This window comes from Undibacterium sp. Di27W (assembly GCF_049340345.1).
GTDB lineage: Bacteria > Pseudomonadota > Gammaproteobacteria > Burkholderiales > Burkholderiaceae_D > Undibacterium.
Genome location: NZ_JBMPOS010000012.1, coordinates 175,842 through 190,322, shown reverse-complemented (window position 1 = coordinate 190,322; position 14,481 = coordinate 175,842). Strand labels below are relative to the sequence as shown.

Sequence of the window (14,481 nt, the reverse complement as noted above, 5' to 3'; positions counted from 1 at the left end):
GGATCATCATGGAAACTTTGGTATACCGTTTTGAACAGGGGCAACGCAAGCTGGGGTCTGCTGCGCAACTGGTCGGTGTGGTCAGTTCGGGCAATCTTGAAGTATTGGTACAGGCTGTCGATTTGCAGTCAGCCTGCGAGATAGAAATCAGCACGGCTGCCACGGGCTTTGGCGCAATCTGGCAGGCAGTGATGAATGATTTTAATCAGCGCTGGCAACTGGCCGACTGCCGCATTGCCATTAACGACATGGGCGCTACCCCTGCCGTTGTCAGCCTGCGTATGGATCAGGCCATAGAAGCCTGTCTGGAGCAAGCCAAATGAGCAGCTATCTGGAAGCAACGGCCAGACAAAGAGTGGCTGCACTGATCGGCGATTTCACAGAATTTCTGCCGCCCGCAAAAGAATGGACCAGCCCGCATTTGCCGCTACTGAACGCACCGGTGTCCTTTGATGATGGCGTCGTCATCGGTCGCGGCATTATCGATGGCAGGCAAGTGTATGTCGCCGCACAGGAAGGCGGCTTCATGGGTGGTGCAGTCGGTGAAGTGCATGGAGCAAAACTGGTAGGCCTCATGCGTGCTGCTGTCATCCACAAACCGCAGGCACTGGTCCTGCTGGCAGAGTCAGGCGGCGTGCGCCTGCATGAAGCGAATGCAGGCCTGATTGCCGTATCAGAAGTCATGCGCGCCTTGCTGGCCGTGCGCGCGGCGGGCATACCCGTGATTGTCGTCATTGGTGGCAGCAATGGCTGCTTTGGTGGCATGGGCATAGTCTCGCGCTGTGCGAATGTCATCATCATGTCGGAAGAAGCGCGCCTCGCCATGTCCGGCCCTGAAGTCATAGAAACCGCCAATGGCGTAGAAGAATTTGATTCACGCGATCGCGCGCTGGTATGGCGCACCACTGGTGGCAAGCATCGCTACCTGCTGGGTGATTGCCAGATGCTGGTGGCCGATGATGATGCCGCCTTCAAGGCAGCGATAGTGCAAGCCATGCAGGACAGTGTACAAAGCGAAGTTGCGCTCAGCCTGGCTGCACTGGAAGCAGAACAAAAAATGCTGACAGCGCGCCTGCAAGATTTTGGTAACAAGACTGAGCCCATGGACATCTGGGCTGCCATGGGTGTAGAACATCCTGAGGATATTGCCATGCTCGATACCGACGCTTTCCTGCAACTAAGCGCCAGCATCAGACAGACGGAGCGCCAACATGGATAGTATGCAATTGCTTGCGCAATTATTCCCACAAGGTCATGAAGTCACTATGGTTGATGATTTTATCTCTGGCACAGCGACGAGCGAAGGACAGAGCATCAGCGTCATCGGCACCAGCGGCCATACTCCGATAGGCGTAGAGATAGCTATGGCGCAAGCAAGGGCAGTACTGGCGACAGTACGTGATCATCCGCAAAGAGCTATCTTGCTGCTGGTCGATACCCAGGGGCAGCGCCTGCGCCATAGAGATGAAATGCTGGGCATTAACAGCTATATGGCGCATCTGGGTAAATGCATAGAGTTAGCCAGGCAATCTGGGCACAAGATCATCGCGCTGGTCTATGACCAGGCGCTCTCTGGCGGCTTCATCACCAGTGGCATGATGGCTGATGCCTGTTATGCCTTGCCAGAAGCTACCATACGCGTCATGGGCTTGCCAGCGATGGCCCGCATCACTAAAGTGCCTGAAGAAAAACTGACTGCGCTGGCATTGCACAATCCCGTATTTGCCCCCGGCCCTAAAAACTATGAACGCATGGGTGGCGTGCAGTCTATATGGCAAGGGGATCTGGCACAGTGTTTGCGCGAGGCCCTGTTGCAGGCCGATGCAACTGACAGACGCAGTGAACTGGGTCAGCAACGCGGTGGCCGCCGCAAGTCGCAGCAAGTCATAGATGCTGTGTTGTTACAAGCATCGCATGCAGGTTGATACATGGAGAGCATCGCGCAATACCAAAGACATGATCTGGTCTGGCTTGCTGATGAAGCCTGGCTTGCTGTCTTGCAGTCTTTTGGCGCACCGGATTTGCTCAGGCAGTGGCAGCAGGAAGAATGGCCAGCGGTAGTCACGCGTCGCCATCCTGATACCGCAGAAGATGAAGTTTGTATAGGTTTCCCGCTACCACCTCAGAATGGCAACAAGCCGCGCTTTGCTGCCAGGGTGAAGACTGAACATATCGCCATCCATCAATCTGCCTTGTCCTTGCATACGGTCACCGTGATTGTTCCACCTGCCTGGCAGGCAGGTTTGCAAAGCTTGCACCAGCAGGCATTGATGGCGGGTATCAAGCTGCGCGTGTATGGCTCGGTCGCCATGCAGTTTTTGACGGGGCAAGATTATTTGAATGCGACTTCAGATATCGATATCCTGTTCCGGCCTTATCATCAGGCACAATTGCGCGCTGGCCTGGCCTTGCTGCAAGAGCTGCAAAACTTGCCGATTGATGGCGAGATTATTTTTCCCGGTGAGGCTGCAGTGGCGTGGAAAGAATGGATACAGCCCGCCTATGCTGGACATGATTTTAATCAGCAAAGAGTGATGGTCAAAGACATGCATGGTGTCAGCCTGCGTACGCGACAAAGCTTGCTTGATCTCTTGTCTGAAGGCGAGCTGCCATGCTAGGTCAGGAGTATGTTGAACGGTGTTCAGTTCAGGCACCAATAATTTCGATCCGAAGAAAACAGATTGCGCAGCAGATTGCCATATTCGCCATACGCAGCCTGTATGCCGAGCTGGTCTTGTATCCCAAACCCGGCCTGGTATCTCTGCGTGACAATGGCAGCCATACAGATATGGATGCTGCCTGCTTCATGCGCAGCCTGTTTTCGCTGCGTCATTATTTCAAAGACATTGCGCTTGCTGGTGCTGCTGGTGCTGAATTTTACATACTAAAAAATTTGGGTATCGCAGCAGAACAGCGCATGTTGAAAGCGACCAGGGGTATCAATACGCATAGAGGTGCTATTTTTGCTTTGGGTATGCTTAGTGCGGCAGCAGGATATTGTTTGTCACGTGGCGATGTATTGACCACTGCGACTTTGCGACAAGTACTGATCTCGCAATGGGGTCAGGCTTTGCTTGTGCATAGCTGCACTGAAGATGTGCAATATCTGAGTCATGGTTTACAGGCCGCAAAACTCTATTCTGCCAGTGGTGCAAGGGAGGAAGCAGCATTGGGTTTTCCCTCCATCTTTGAACTTGCACTGCCACGTTTGCAGCAAAGCCTGCGAGAAGACCGCAGCCTGTATCTGGCCCAGATAGATTGTTTCTTCACGCTGATGGCGCATATCAGCGACACCAACTTGTATCACCGGGGCGGCGAGGCAGGCATAGCCTATGCCAGGAATGCCGCACAAAAATTCATGGGGCAGGGTGGCACAACTAATCCGCAATGGCTGCGTAAGGTAGAAAAATGCCATCAAGAATTCATCGCACGCAGATTGTCACCTGGCGGCGCTGCAGACATGCTGGCAGCCACTTGCTTTGTGCATCTGTGCCTGGAAGAATTTTCTGCGCCGAGGATACATGAATAAGTTCGCCCTGCTTTGTCCGGGGCAGGGCGCGCAGTCTGCGGATATGTTTGCACTGGCTAAGCAGGATGCGCAGGCGCTTAGTTTTGTGCACAAGGTCTTGAACCATCAGATAGAAAAACATACACTCGCAGATGCACTTTCATCGCCTGATCTGTTATTTGAAAATCGCTACGCCCAGCCTTTGATCGTCGCAGCTACGCTGGGCAACTGGCAGGCATTGCGGGATCATTTGCCGACGCCAGTTTTGATCGCCGGATACAGCGTAGGCGAAATTTCTGCGCATGCAATCAGTGGCAGTCTGGATGTGCAAGCAGCAGTGAAGCTCGCCACCACCCGCGCCAGCTTGATGCAGGCTTGCGTACATGCACCGCAGGGCATGCTGGCAGTATCTGGTGTCGCCATCAGCGATATACAGCAATTCGCAGCCAGTCATGATCTGCACGTTGCCATCGTCACTGCTGACAACAAGGCCATCATCGCTGGTCTGGCAGACAAGATCAGGGCAGCAATGCCTGAAATAGCCAGCCTGCCTGGACACGATATTTCGCATACAGAAATAGCTGTGCACATCGCTTCACATACCCCGTTGATGCTGGCGGCTACGTCTGGCTTTGCACAAGCGCTGATTGACACGTCTATGCGCGAAACCGACATCCCCGTACTGGCCGGTATCAACGCTGAAAAAATCATGCAAGCAGAAAATATACGCAGCAGCTTGCTGGCACAACTGACGCAGGCCATACAATGGCATGCCTGCATGGATGCACTGGCTGAAAACGGCATCAGCCATGCGCTGGAACTGGGCCCAGGTTCGGCGCTATCCAAAATGCTGCAGGTTCGTCATCCGCAAATTGCCTGTCGCTCTATCGCAGACTTCCGCAGCCTTGAAGGAATCGTCAATTGGGTGCAACGCCAGAACGAGAGTTGATTTTCACTAGCCGAAAGCAACACAAAGCAGCACATACAGGAGCCATCATGAAACGTATTACACTGAGCAATATTTTCATTCCTATCATACTCACCATGACCATCAACACCCTGGCACAGGCTGCCGAACGCCTTCCTACGATACCGCCATCGCAATACACCGAAGAACAAAAGAAAGCCGCGGAAGAATTCCTGGCAACGCGCAAGGTGCCTGTCTTTGGCCCCTTCGAGCCTTTGATGCACAGCCCGCAAGTCATGAGCCAGGCGCGTGCCATGGGGGATTATCTGCGTTATCAATCAGCCCTGGGCACTACTCTCAGTGAACTGGTGATACTGATCACCGCACGTGAATGGTCACAAGACTATGAATGGTATGTGCATCATCCCATTGCACTCAAGGCAGGCATCAAGCCAGAAGTGACGGCCGCAATTGCCGATGGCAGACGCCCGACCGGCATGACAGACGATGAAGAAATCGTCTATGATTTTTCGATGGAATTACACAAGAACAAACGCGTCTCCGACCACACTTATGAACGTGCAGAAAAACGTTTTGGTAAAAAAGGGATCGTAGATCTGACCGGCATCAATGCCTATTACACCTTGTTGGCAATGCAGATGAATGTGGCGCAATATCAAGTGCCTAAAGATGGCAAGAAGCTGTTGCGTTTTCCTGAGTGATTTTGAATTGTCTTCAACCGCTGGCAAGGCTTTACAAGTTTTGCCAGCGGTTGAAAAGATCAGAGATGTGGCCTGCACCCCAGGACTTTTCTCGAGATAAAAAAATGGGGCCAATGCCCCATTTTTTTACATCTGCTGTATTTGCTACAGCTACTATAGCTACTATAGCCGCGATCAGTAACGACGACGCTGCTGACCACCGCCTGATGGTCCGCGTGTTTCAATATGGCGGAATGTGATTCTGCCCTTGCTCAAATCATAAGGAGACAATTCCAGTGTCACCTTGTCACCGGCGAGTATGCGTATGTGATGCTGACGCATTTTGCCGGACGTGTAAGCGATCAGTTTGTGACCGTTTTCCAGATTCACACGAAAACGTGAATCGGGCAGCACTTCTTCAACTTGACCACTCATTTCCAACAGTTCTTCTTTTGCCATGGTTTTATCATCTTTATAGTAGGTCGTGACGCCTGTACACAGACTGCGTCACTAATGGCAGACGATCACATAATCATCTGCAAGGAATTACGGTTAACTCACTTCTGATTGCCTGAAGCTAAAGGCGCAAGGGCGTGAGTGTTGAAAGAGGCTGTGCACCGATGGTTTTGCCATCACATCAACACAGTGCTTGGGTACCAGCGAGAAGAATGCGCTAAAGGCCAGTAGGTAATACAGAAGTTCTCAGCAGCTTGTTACTGGAGATGCTTATTTCAGAATTACAGCGCAGGAATACAGCAATTTACCAGAAGATAAGAATTCTTTTGCAATAGGATTATACCCTGAATACCATACTTCCCCCGCGATTTGGCGATAAATCACCAGAGAAATTGAGAAAATGCTGTCTTTTTATTGCCAAAATGCTCTGTCAGGCCACAATCCGCTGTCATTGAGGCAAATCAATTTCACATGTATCGATCAATTTCAAACACAAATAGATTTTTAGAGTAGATATGTGTCTTGCCGATCAGCGATGCCTCAAGGCTTCCACCACCAGATTAAAGGCTGGTGAAGAATGGCGGCGGCTGGGGTAATACAGGTGATAACCAGGAAAGACCGGGCACCAGTCCTGCAGCACCTGTATCAGGCGGCCTTCTTTCACATGCTGCTCCACCATATCCAGCATGATCGTATTGCCCATGCTGGCCACCTTCCTGCTTATCCTGGCAAAATTTTCTGGCGCTATATTTGGTGAAGGGTATGCCGACCGGGGACAGGTATCGGCGACTTCAGTCACCACCATGATATGCAGCCTGGCCTATGCCGCAGTGTCGGTCTGCTGTTTGTGGCTGGCTATCCGCCAGATCAGACAGCAAGCGCAAGTAAGCGTGTACTGGCATGCTTATGCACTGTCTTTGCTGCATGGCCTGATGGTGGTGTATCTGGCTTATTACGGCATCATCGGTATCAGGACCTGGGCCTATTAACATTTGATGGACTTACCGAGTACCCTGTCCCAATAAGGCTGTTCACCAAATGTGCTGCGCAGATGGGCGATAAACAATTGCGCCTTTGCTGCATGTGAACGGCCAGGCATGCGCACTGCGTGTATGCCTGGCCGTATCTTTGCGTGCGTGTTGTTGGCGTCAGGGAAGAGCGAAATCAATTGCCCGGCCTCCAGCGCATCACAGACCATCCAGCTGGCCAGGTGAACGATGCCTATGCCTGCCAGTGCCGCCTGCAGCAAGGACTCGGTATCGTCAGAACGCAGGCTGCCGCGTATCGGCAAACTGGTTTCACGATTCACGCCGGGGTAACACCACCAACCTGATGGTATAGGCGGTGTCGCTATCGTCAGACAATTATGCTGGAGCAAGTCTTGCGGCGTGGCTGGCCTGCCATGGCGCGTCAGATAAGCCGGGCTGGCGCAGGTCAGCCTGTGCAAAGGTGCCAGCGTCGTCGCCACCAGATCGCTGTCTGGCAGCACGCCTATGCGCACTGCGACATCGACCCTGCGTGTGGACAGATCAACGATGTCATCGCTGACATGCAAATCCACTTCCATCAAGGGATAGCGATTCAGAAAGCTGGCCACAGCCGGGGCAATATGCCGCCTGCCAAAGGCGGAGGGCGCAGTCACGGTCAGCAAACCACGCGGGTCGGCATTCAATGCTGACATGGCTTGCCTGGCATCTGCCAGTTCTGCGGCGATGTTTTTTGCTCTTGGTAAAAACTGCTCACCTGTATCGGTCAGCAACAAGCGCCGTGAACTACGATGAAATAATTTGATACCCAGCTCGGCTTCGAGCGCATCTATCTTGCGGGAGATGGATGACACGGCTACATCATGTTTTTTCGCCACGGCAGACAGGCTGCCCGCTTCATGTACTTCCAAAAAAACCTGTATTGCATCGAACATGCTGGTCCCTGGCTGTTTTGCGAAAATCGCAAAGATAATTTGCAAAATGGATGATTGTACTGATTTTTGCAAAGAAATAGAATCTCTTCCATCAACAACAAGTCAACATTCAGTAGTTAACTCAGTAGCCAACTCAGTAGCCAGCAATACTGGCGAATAGCCCAAGGAAGAGAATATGATCAAGAACACTTTACATCAACTAGCCCGTGCCGCTTTATACCTGTCCATCGCCGGTGCAGTCGGCATGAGCAGCGGCGCAGCCTATGCAGCAGCACCCATGGTAAAAACCTCTGCCCCCGCGTATTACCGCACTATGCTGGGCGCATTTGAAGTGACAGCACTCAGCGATGGCACCGTCAAACTGCCAGTAGAAAAAATATTGATGGAGCCTGAGCAAAAAACCAAAGAGGTACTGGCAAAGTCATTTTTGCAGGCACCGCTGGAAACCTCAGTGAATGCCTATCTGGTCAACACGGGCAACAAATTGATCTTGATAGATGCAGGCACGGGCAGCCTGTTTGGCCCCAGCCTGGGCAAACTCATTGCCAATCTCAAGGCATCAGGGTATGAAGCGGCGCAGATAGATGATATCTATCTGACTCATTTGCATCCTGACCATGTAGGTGGCTTGATGATCAATGGTGCCATGGCTTTCAACAATGCCACGATCCATGTGCATCAGGTAGAAGCAGATTACTGGCTGAGCCAAAAAAACCTGGAGCAGGCACCAGCCGATGGCAAGCCTTTCTTTCAGGGAGCAATGACTTCGCTCAACCCTTACAAAGCCGCCGGCAAGCTGCAAACCTTTAGTGCAGATGGTGAATTATTGCCTGGCCTGACTGCCCAGTCCACGCAGGGACACACGGCGGGCCACACCTCTTATTTACTGGAAAGCCAGGGTGAAAAAATGCTGGTGGTCGGTGACCTGATCCACGTCGCTGCCGTGCAACTAGCCCAGCCAGAAGTGACGGTGACTTTTGATAGCCATGCCAAGGAAGCTTCAGCCATGCGCCAGAAAATATTTAGCCAGGCAGCAAAAGATGGTGTGATCATTGCTGCCTCACACATACAGTTCCCGGGCATGGGGCGTTTGAAAAAGCATGGTGCCAGCTATCAGTGGGTGCCTGTGAATTTCAGCTTGATGCCTTGATAAATTGCTTCAGGCCTGGGGATGTTCGGTAGCGCGTCTCAAGGCCTGATCCACACTGGTAGCGAGTTCGACCAGTTGAAAAGGTTTGCGCAAGATGGCGTTGCCTTCTATGACCTGGTCTATCGCTTCCATATCTGCATAACCAGTCGCAATAATCATCGGCAGGCCAGGAAATTCCTGGTTGGCGATATCTACCAGCTTGGCTCCTGTCATACCTGGCATCAGATAATCGGTGATCATCAGGTCGGGTTTTTCGCGCCTGAGTTCGCGCAAGCCCGCTTCACCATCTGCTGCCTGGCTGACTACATAACCCAGGGCCTGCAATGACTCCACCATCGATTGCCGGACTGAATCGTCATCTTCCACCACCAGTATACGGGTTCCTGCAGTCACCATTCTCAATACCGGAATGCTGCCCTGTTTATCCAGCTCAGAAAAATCTTCTGCTGACTTGAGCCATATTTCTATTGTGGTTCCTACGCCCATTTCACTGAGCGCCCTTGCAGTGCCTCCAGATTGTTGAGCCATGCCATATACCTGGCTCAAGCCCAGACCTGTTCCCTTGCCCACACCCTTGGTTGTGAAAAATGGTTCAAACACTTTTGCCAAGATGTTTGGTGCTATCCCATGCCCAGTATCTTTGACCGAGATGCAGGCATAAGCGCCGGGTGGGAGCAAACCTTCCGGTGGCACGGCCTTACAAGCCCTGACCTCCAGCTTGCCGCCTGTGGGCATGGCATCGCGAGCATTGATGGCCAGATTCAGCAAGGCCATTTCTATCTGGTTTTTGTCAGCCATGACAAATTCCAGCTTATCTTCTATTTCAAAGTCCAGCTCGATCAGCGAACCCACCGATGTCTTCATCAACTCCCGTACACCCTCGAACAGCGTGAGTACATCGGTCGAACGCAAGTCCAGTCTTTGATTACGCGAATAAGCCAGCAACTGCCCAGTCAGTTTGCCACCGCGTTCGCATGCCCGTCTGGCCACTTCAGCCTTGCGCCTTGCGATGTCATCCTTGGACAATAACAAGATCAAATCCATGCTGCCCTGTATCACATTGAGCAAGTTGTTGAAGTCATGCGCAATACCACCAGTCAGGCGGCCCATGGCTTCCATTTTCTGGAACTGCACCATGGCCTGCTGCACCCTTTCCCTTTCCATGACTTCATTCATCAGCCTGTCATTGGCTTGTGCCAGTGCGCGGGTGCGCTCTTCTATGCGTGACTCCAGGGTTTCATTCAATTGCAAAAGCTGGGCCTGGCTATCGCGCAATTTTTCAGTTGCCAGCATCCTGTCTTGCAGGATCTTGCGTGTCTCGTATTGGCGACGGCGTCCCCGCAAGGCAGAGGCCGCTGCACTACGCAGAGTTTCTGAATTCAGGGGCCGCTCCAGCAAAACGATATTGCCTAGCTGGTCGAGTATGCTCCTGGCCGCAATGGCTGCCGTAGTTGCAGCGCTGCCCCCTTTTGAAATGAGGACGACGAAAGGAAAATCTGACCAGGGTTCCTGTGCGTTGAGCCAGGTAATAAGCTGCATCACACTGGAATCTTGCAAGGTCTCTTCGGCAATCACGCAGGCACCAGCACCAAGCGATAGCTCGGCAACCATGACATCAAAATGCGACACTGCGCCGCATGCAAAACCACTGCGTATCAGGAATTGATAGATGACCTCAGCATCCCTGCCATGGGGTGCCAGAACCAGGATACGCTCATCGAATGCATTGTTAGCGCTCTTCATCAGCATCTTCCACCAGCATTGGGGTCGTGCCGCGATAGGTGGGTAAGCCAGTCAAGACACCTTCAAATCCTTCCAGCGCATCACCGATAATAATGCCACCGGCGGCTAATTGCAGTTCGTGGATAGTCAGTAAATGGTTGCTGGTCCTGCTCTTGATGACGGTAATGGCGCGGCGTAACCGGCCATTTGACTCAAAGAAGCGCAGCAATACAGTGGTGTCGCTCAAATAGCTGAGATCAACATCAGTACGCACTTCGCCTATCAAACCATGCTGGCCCAATACCAGCACCGTAGTCACGCCTTGCTGGTTCAGGTAAGACAGCAACTCGTGCATCTGCAAGGTCAGGAAGTGCTCGCCGGGCATCGCCTGTAAATAAGCATTCAAACTGTCGATGACGATGAACTTTACGCCGTGTATTTCAACTGCGTCACGCAGTTTTTGCGCAAATTCACCAGGCGCTAGTTCCGCTGGGTCTATATGCTGTATCGCCAGTTGGCCATTTTCAACATAGGGCCGCACGTCCATCCCCAGTGAAGCAGAGCGGGCAAAGAAAGTCCCCAGTCCTTCATCAAACAGGTAAAAAGAGGCTTTTTCTCCGCGTTCAAGTGCGGTCAGCAAGCAGCGCACAGAGACAGTCGTCTTGCCTATGCCAGATGGCCCGACAATCAGAGAATTGGTACCAGCGACCAGACCACCACCCAGCAATTGATCAAAACTGGGCAATCCGGTAGAGCTGATGCGGGCTTCAAATTCCCGATAATGTTCAGCTGCCACCAGGCGTGGAAATATCTTCAGCCCACCAGTTTCGAGGGTATAGTCATGATAACCACCACGGAACTTGATACCGCGCATCTTGATGATATTGACACGACGCCGCTCCTTGCCAAATTCTTGCGCAATCTGTTCCAGGCTAATAACGCCATGGGCAATGCTGTGCAATTGTTGATCCGGGCTATTTGACTTGTCATCGAGCAGCAACACCGTGCAATCACGCAGCGCAAAAAACTGTTTCAGCGCCAGGATCTGCCTGCGATAACGCAAGGGATTTTGCGCCAGCAAGCGCATTTCTGAGAGACTGTCAAACACCACGCGCAAGGGCTTGAGTTCATTGACGCGGTCCATGACGGACTTGGTGGTTTCACCTAGCTCAACTTCAGATGGATGGAATATCGATTGCTGCGCATCCGGGTGCAGAGAATTATCATTGGCCAGCTCAAATATCGTGATTTTGCTGATATCCCAGCCATGACTTTGCGCAACCGCCTCCAGCTCATCTTTCGTTTCTGAGAGCGTAATATACAAGCCGCGTTGGCCCTGGGCCACCCCTTCCAGCAAGAACTGCATACCCAGCGTGGTCTTGCCTGTGCCAGGTGAGCCTTCCACCAGATAGACACGCTGCGCCGTCAGACCGCCGCAAAGGATATCATCCAGCCCCGCAACACCAGTGGAAATGCGTGGCGTTGGCGTCGTTGCTTTGTGGTTATCACGTGAGATAGAGGTTTCTGTCATAAAGTGTCAGCGCTTTAGGCGTAAAAGTAGAGCAAGGCGTCGTATGAAATAGGGTCAATCCACACCAGGTTCTGCCGGGAAGCGTTCGCTGACAGCTATGTCCACGATTTATTGTAATTCTTTACTGGGATGCCGTATGTACGCAAACATACATAGAACAGCCAGTTTTCTCCATGACAAAGGCCAGGTAAGGGCTTTATTGAAAGTAAAGCATAAATCACCATGAATTGACAATATGCCTGTCGCTATATTGTTCTTGATATTTGCTTCGCCGGTAGCTGGGACCCAAGGTGGCAAGCTTAAGTCAGGCTTTCTGTTTGGAGTCGTGGCCAGCGCTACCTGAACCTGCGGCCAGGTATCTCATCAAAGCATGCACGCCTGGCATTGCGGTTAGGAAATGATTGCAGTCACCAGTTTTTATTTTTGTTCTGGGACAAAGAATAGTGGCCAGGGCCATGTACTTTGTACTTGAAGTTTGAGAGAATTTGCGCGACTTTTTTATTTGCGCCAGCGCAGTACAAGCTATGTGTTTTCTTGCGCAGGTACATAGCTGTAGTGCGTAGAAAACCATTATTCTTTCATTCCCATCTTTCAAGGCATCTTTCATGGCAACAGCTAGCGATATCCAAAACCTCTACATCGCTTATTTCAATCGCCCGGCAGATGTCGCGGGCCTGGCTTACTGGCAAACCACGCCATTCAGCCTTTTACAGATTGCACAGAGTTTTTCTCAACAAACAGAATACGCGAATTCTTTTTCATCTTATACAAGCAGGCAAACCGTCAATGCCTTGTATGGCAACCTGTTCAATCATGCTGCTGACTCTGCCGGACTGGCTTACTGGGTAGGCCAGATTGATAGTGGTGCTGTCAGCATAGGTGCAGCGGCGATTGCTATTCTGGGTGGTGCAATAGGTTCTGATTTAAGCGCGGTGCAGGCAAAAAATACAGCGGCCACTGCATTTACCGCTTCGATGACTAATAATGCTCAGGCTCAGGCTGCATACAATACAGCAAATGGATCATACAGCTTTGTGAAGACCTGGCTGGCAGCAGTGGTCGATACGTCGACAAGTACTATTGCCACAAACGGCCTGGCTACTGCCATCAATAATAATTATAAAACGACGGGTGGCGACACCATCGCCCTGGGCGCAGGCGCACAAACCATCAACTTCTACAATACCGTTGGTAGTGACACTGTCGTGATTGGCGGAATAAATCAAACAGTGAACCAGGTAACGCTGACTTCAGGCACCTTGACGGTCAATACCAGCAATGCCAACGCGGCAGGCCTGACCATCAATGCAGCAAATGCCAGCGGAGGAGCGAACATTAACTTCACCGACGCCGGTAAGGCAACACTGACAGCTGCCGCCTTGAATGGTGTTAGTACCATCAAACTGTTTGCTGGTGCTGGCGAGCTGCTGACACTAAGCCCTGCTTCAGCATTGACGATCCAGCAAGCTGAGGCTAGCGCGACCTTGAATGTGACGACGCCGCAAAAAATAATGGTGAATCAAGCTTCAACCGTAGCACTTACTCTGAGTGGGGTTGCCAACTATACCGTGGCAGGCGGAACGACAGGGTCAATTACAGCCAATGGGAGTGGCGGTTCTTTGAAGGTGATTGATACGACCAATGACCATACAATTACCAGCTCGGTTACCACGACAATTGATGCAAGTGCTGCGAATTACCATGCTGATACTTTGGCGGGTACGGGCAATTTCACAGTAACAGGTGCAGGTGAAAAAAATATACATATCTTCGATGGTGGTTTGACCGGTAACTTGAATGTCATCACTTCAGGACAAAGCCTGGTTGGCGTGGTAGAGGGGAGCGGAGCAGGCGCGGTCAACGTCACGATAGGTGGGACTGGCATGGCAAGCATCTCCACCAACGCAAGTCATACCACCACCATTAATGCAGTCAATGGCGTCAACGCATTTATATTCGCTTCTGGGCAAGGCAGCTTTACCTATAATGCAGCAGCAACAGGCAACACGATGATGTCGGCTGGTGGATCAAGTAACACGAATATCAACCTGTCAGCTACTGGAAACGGAAATGATGACATCACCTTGAACACTGGTGGTGGCATCAGGATAGGAACCATCACGACCGGGCTGACGACGATTACCAATTTCAAAGCCTCAGGCACAGACAAAATACATTGGGGTAATACGGCAAGTTCCTTGAGTACGATAAACATTGCTTCTTCAGACCTTGCCAGCCTGGCCGGTAATATTCAGGCTGGTGCAGGTTTGTTGACAGCGGGTGACAACAAGGCATTCATTGTTAACGTCACTGCTGGTGCAGCTGCAGGCACTTATGTTTATGAGCACATCAATCAATCGGCGGCAGTGACGGGCATAGACATGATCGTCAAACTGGTTGGTGCAGGTACGATCGTTGCTGGCGACTTGATGGGCCTCTGATTACCGGGTCCTTTCGCATCCTCCAGTTTTTGCTGATGATGTTCGCAGATTCGACAGGCACATAGAACTATTTCATTGTGCCTTGGTCGAACAACTGTCTTTGCAAAAAATATTGATGCAATTTGATCTCTCAAAATTTGATCT

General features: G+C 51.5%; 15 protein-coding genes and 1 pseudogene. 10 read left to right on the top strand and 6 right to left on the bottom strand.

Annotated features, from left to right (window positions below):
* Positions 1-8 precede the first annotated feature (8 nt).
* The 7 genes from mdcC to ACO0LF_RS22720 are packed head-to-tail and all read left to right on the top strand — an operon-like array spanning position 9 to position 5,137.
* Complete coding sequence (gene mdcC, locus ACO0LF_RS22750) at positions 9-323, top strand: malonate decarboxylase acyl carrier protein (RefSeq protein ID WP_423018145.1); 315 nt, start codon at positions 9-11, stop codon at positions 321-323.
* On the top strand, positions 320-1,219 hold the full coding sequence (locus tag ACO0LF_RS22745) for a biotin-independent malonate decarboxylase subunit beta (protein ID WP_423018143.1): 900 nt from the start codon (positions 320-322) through the stop codon (positions 1,217-1,219). Before mdcC ends, ACO0LF_RS22745 begins: the two co-directional genes overlap by 4 nt.
* Entirely contained in the window at positions 1,212-1,925 is a 714-nt protein-coding gene (mdcE, locus tag ACO0LF_RS22740; protein WP_423018141.1) for a biotin-independent malonate decarboxylase subunit gamma, read from the top strand. Before ACO0LF_RS22745 ends, mdcE begins: the two co-directional genes overlap by 8 nt.
* A 3-nt stretch (positions 1,926-1,928) precedes the next feature.
* On the top strand, positions 1,929-2,618 hold the full coding sequence (mdcG, locus tag ACO0LF_RS22735) for a malonate decarboxylase holo-[acyl-carrier-protein] synthase (protein ID WP_423018139.1): 690 nt from the start codon (positions 1,929-1,931) through the stop codon (positions 2,616-2,618).
* Positions 2,612-3,529 carry a triphosphoribosyl-dephospho-CoA synthase MdcB gene (gene mdcB / locus ACO0LF_RS22730; protein ID WP_423018137.1) on the top strand — a complete coding sequence of 306 codons (918 nt, stop codon included), beginning with the start codon at positions 2,612-2,614 and terminating at the stop codon, positions 3,527-3,529. The genes mdcG and mdcB overlap by 7 nt, the downstream gene beginning before the upstream one ends.
* Positions 3,522-4,457, top strand: a complete 936-nt coding sequence (locus tag ACO0LF_RS22725) for an ACP S-malonyltransferase (protein ID WP_423018135.1) — start codon at positions 3,522-3,524, stop codon at positions 4,455-4,457. Before mdcB ends, ACO0LF_RS22725 begins: the two co-directional genes overlap by 8 nt.
* 47 nt (positions 4,458-4,504) lie before the next feature.
* Positions 4,505-5,137, top strand: coding sequence for a carboxymuconolactone decarboxylase family protein (locus ACO0LF_RS22720; protein WP_423018132.1), 633 nt, complete (start codon positions 4,505-4,507; stop codon positions 5,135-5,137).
* 174 nt (positions 5,138-5,311) lie between these two features.
* Here the strand turns inward: ACO0LF_RS22720 and infA are convergent, their stop codons facing one another.
* On the bottom strand, positions 5,312-5,575 hold the full coding sequence (infA, locus tag ACO0LF_RS22715) for a translation initiation factor IF-1 (protein WP_110258049.1): 264 nt from the start codon (positions 5,573-5,575) through the stop codon (positions 5,312-5,314).
* 526 nt (positions 5,576-6,101) lie between these two features.
* Positions 6,102-6,233, bottom strand: a pseudogene (locus ACO0LF_RS22710) (LysR family transcriptional regulator); the annotation flags it as partial.
* A 25-nt stretch (positions 6,234-6,258) separates the two neighbouring features.
* Between ACO0LF_RS22710 and ACO0LF_RS22705 the strand changes: the two are divergent.
* Positions 6,259-6,561, top strand: coding sequence for a hypothetical protein (locus ACO0LF_RS22705; RefSeq protein WP_423018130.1), 303 nt, complete (start codon positions 6,259-6,261; stop codon positions 6,559-6,561).
* Here the strand turns inward: ACO0LF_RS22705 and ACO0LF_RS22700 are convergent.
* Entirely contained in the window at positions 6,558-7,493 is a 936-nt protein-coding gene (locus tag ACO0LF_RS22700) for a LysR family transcriptional regulator (RefSeq protein WP_423018128.1), read from the bottom strand. The genes ACO0LF_RS22705 and ACO0LF_RS22700 overlap by 4 nt on opposite strands.
* A gap of 175 nt (positions 7,494-7,668) precedes the next feature.
* Here ACO0LF_RS22700 and ACO0LF_RS22695 point away from each other — a divergent pair, with 175 nt between their 5' ends.
* A complete protein-coding gene (locus ACO0LF_RS22695) occupies positions 7,669-8,643 on the top strand; it encodes an MBL fold metallo-hydrolase (RefSeq protein WP_423018126.1) in 975 nt (324 codons plus the stop codon).
* A gap of 9 nt (positions 8,644-8,652) precedes the next feature.
* Here the strand turns inward: ACO0LF_RS22695 and ACO0LF_RS22690 are convergent, their stop codons facing one another.
* The 3 genes from ACO0LF_RS22690 to ACO0LF_RS22680 all read right to left on the bottom strand — a co-directional run bounded on the left by ACO0LF_RS22690 (position 8,653) and on the right by ACO0LF_RS22680 (position 12,503).
* On the bottom strand, positions 8,653-10,392 hold the full coding sequence (locus tag ACO0LF_RS22690; protein ID WP_423018124.1) for a response regulator: 1,740 nt from the start codon (positions 10,390-10,392) through the stop codon (positions 8,653-8,655).
* On the bottom strand, positions 10,373-11,896 hold the full coding sequence (locus ACO0LF_RS22685; RefSeq protein ID WP_423018122.1) for an ATPase domain-containing protein: 1,524 nt from the start codon (positions 11,894-11,896) through the stop codon (positions 10,373-10,375). Before ACO0LF_RS22685 ends, ACO0LF_RS22690 begins: the two co-directional genes overlap by 20 nt.
* A gap of 304 nt (positions 11,897-12,200) precedes the next feature.
* Positions 12,201-12,503 (bottom strand): hypothetical protein, encoded by a 303-nt coding sequence (locus ACO0LF_RS22680; RefSeq protein WP_423018120.1) that lies wholly within the window; start codon positions 12,501-12,503, stop codon positions 12,201-12,203.
* Here ACO0LF_RS22680 and ACO0LF_RS22675 point away from each other — a divergent pair.
* Positions 12,502-14,337, top strand: coding sequence for a beta strand repeat-containing protein (locus ACO0LF_RS22675; RefSeq protein WP_423018118.1), 1,836 nt, complete (start codon positions 12,502-12,504; stop codon positions 14,335-14,337). The two genes, ACO0LF_RS22680 and ACO0LF_RS22675, sit on opposite strands and share 2 nt — an antisense overlap.
* Positions 14,338-14,481: the final 144 nt, after the last annotated feature.